Here is a 2,650-nt window from a genome sequence, read left to right as displayed (position 1 = left end):
GTAGTTTGTTTTCCCCCACCTAAAGAGGTGGGGGACATCTTAAAGCTCGTTATTTCTCCTCCAATCCTCGGAAAATTTCCGGATAATTTTGCCGCATGTGAAAAATATGAAATTGAAACACGGGGAAATTGGGGACACTAACAATTCTTCGTTTACACTGATATTAATCGTTCCATGATGGCTGCCCTCACCTTCTGGTGGGTGTCTGGCGGGGGAGAGTTTATGAAAGTTTATTTAGCATTTCTTGTGCAAATTTATCATTGGGATTTATCTTAATTGCACGATCCAAACACTCTTTAGCTTTTTGATTATTTTCTGAAAACATATAGACCATGCCTAAGTTGCGCCAATTATAATAATCATTTGGATTTAGTCGGATTGCCTGTTCATAGCATTCAATCGCTTTTTGAAAGTTTTCTGATTTTTCATAAACATAACCAAGTTCACTCCAATTATGAACAGCATCAGGATTTATCCGGATTGCCTGTTCATAGCATTCAATCGATTTTTGACAGTTTCCTAATTTATCATAAACATAACCAAGATTGTTCCATGCCTTACCGTTGTCCGGATTTATATTAACTGCTTGCTCGCTGCACTCGATTGCTTTTTGCGTATTACCGGATAAAGCATATACATCCCCAAGAAAACTCCAAGCATTATCATCCGTAGGCTTAATTTGAATTACCCTCTCACCGCATTCAATCGCCGCTGGGTAGTTTCCACCATTCAGTACATAGGCAACACCAAGATTATTCCATACTATATCCAAATTAGGATTTATCTGAATAGCTCGTTCATAACATTCAATGGCCTTTTGATAATTTTTTAAATTAAAGTATTGTTGACCCTCTCTTGCCCATTCTACAGCTGTAAATGCCTTTTCATTTTCTTTTATTTTTTTGTTAATATCCTTCCGCTTAGCTTCATTGGCAGTTTTGTACTGCTCCTTCAGCCCATTAAGTTCTTTCTTAATATTATCTAATTCCTGTTGTTGTCGTTTTGATTGTTCAACTGCCTCAGACAATTTAATTTTATCCTCGTGCAGCATACCAATCACGTTGTCCGAGTCAACTTTAGCTATAATGTGGCACCAATAACGGGTGGTTGTTCCTACTACCTCAGGTGTTATTACTTCGCTTTCTATTTGCATGACAATTGTCGAAGCAACAATAATTTCATCATTGGTAAGTACTCCATCCTTTGTAATTGATAAGCTTTCAACAAATGTCCCTGCTTTCTCGGCCGCATCACGTTTGGCATCCATTCTGGCACGGTTTTTTGCTACAGAATGATCCTCCTCTGGCCCATCGCCTACAATATAGTAACCATCAGCTTCAATAGTTTGTACTTCTGCCTCTACAGAATTTGCCATAATAATAACAAGAAATACGACCATAAATGTAATCAATGTTTTTAGCATTTCTATTTCCCCTCAAAATGTATGCGGCAAGGTACTACAATTCGCCAAGTAATTGTTGGGCAAACTTATTATAAGGATTAATTTTTAGTGACCTCCTACAACACTCCTTTGCCTTTTCTTTATCTCCCAAACTATTATAGTTAAGGCCAAGTACAGCCCAAAAAAAGTCATTATTGGGTTGCAGTTGAATTGCTTTCTGCAAATACTCTTGTGCCTTTTTATAATTTCCTAAGCCATTATAGGCTATACCAACATTAAGACAGGAGCTAGCATTATTCGGATTTAACTGGAGTGACCGCAATGCGTACTCTAACGTCTTTTGGTAATCTATTGTCAAATAGAAGCTCCCAAGTAAATGCAGTGAAAGTTCGTTATTAGGATTTATTTTAATTGCTTTCTGTAAATACTCTATTCCCTTTTGACGATTACCTAAGTTACCATTGGATAAGGCAAGACCATACCAAGCCATATCATTATTAGGATCCAGCTGTATTGCCCGTTCATAGCACGCTACCGCCATTTGATTATCTCCCTTTAAAAGATAACTATAACCCTCCTGTAACCATTCTATGGCCGTAAATTTATCCTCATTTTCAGCTATTTTTTTATTAATCTCATTTCGTTTAGCTTCATTAGCCCTTTGGTACTGTTCTTTTAATTCAGCCAGTTCTTTTTTTAATGCATCTAATTCACCTTGTTGCCGCTTGTTTAGTTCCACCGCTTCATACAGCTTTTGCTTATCCTGCTGTATTTTATTATTCACATTTGATGAGTCTACTTTAGCTACAAGATGACAGCAATAACGAATAACTGGTCCAATTACCTCTGTTGTTACTACCTCACTTTCTATTTCTATGACCTGAGCCGATATAGTGGTGATTTCATCCCGGGTAAGCAATCCATTTTTGCTATTAGAAACGCTTTCTACATACACCATTGCCTTTTCAGCCGCAGCCCGTTTGGCATCTATTTTCGCTCGTATTTTAGCCACAGAATGATTTTCCTCCGGACCATCACCGACTATGTAATAACCATCGGCTTCTACTGTTTGAACCTTTGCCTCCACCGCACTGGCCATAGTAATAACAAACAGTGCAAGCATAACTGATACCATTTTTTTTAGCATTACCAATTTCACCTCATCCATTTCTTCAAATGCATAGTACAGCTTCTATTATAACGCCATTGTTCAAATTTTTCTTCTTTAGAAGAAAAATCTTCCAATTA

Annotated in this window: 2 protein-coding genes; both read right to left on the bottom strand. The window is 37.4% G+C overall.

All coding sequences use genetic code 11. The annotated features are described in order from the left end of the window. Positions 1-220 precede the first annotated feature (220 nt). Positions 221-1,423 (bottom strand): tetratricopeptide repeat protein, encoded by a 1,203-nt coding sequence (locus Q0Y54_RS12575; protein WP_297968663.1) that lies wholly within the window; start codon positions 1,421-1,423, stop codon positions 221-223. 34 nt (positions 1,424-1,457) lie between these two features. Beyond that, positions 1,458-2,570 (bottom strand): tetratricopeptide repeat protein, encoded by a 1,113-nt coding sequence (locus Q0Y54_RS12570; protein WP_297968660.1) that lies wholly within the window; start codon positions 2,568-2,570, stop codon positions 1,458-1,460. Positions 2,571-2,650 lie beyond the last annotated feature (80 nt).

It is taken from the genome of uncultured Anaerovibrio sp. (assembly GCF_947302755.1).
Taxonomy (GTDB): domain Bacteria; phylum Bacillota; class Negativicutes; order Selenomonadales; family Selenomonadaceae; genus Anaerovibrio.
This window is presented reverse-complemented; position numbering and strand designations above follow the sequence as displayed.

What these genes read in the sequence shown, in the direction of transcription:
- Q0Y54_RS12570 (WP_297968660.1), bottom strand. Translation starts at nt 2,570, where the DNA reads ATGGATGAGGTGAAATTGGTAATGCTAAAAAAAATGGTATCAGTTATG.
- Q0Y54_RS12575 (WP_297968663.1), bottom strand. Translation starts at nt 1,423, where the DNA reads ATGCTAAAAACATTGATTACATTTATGGTCGTATTTCTTGTTATTATT.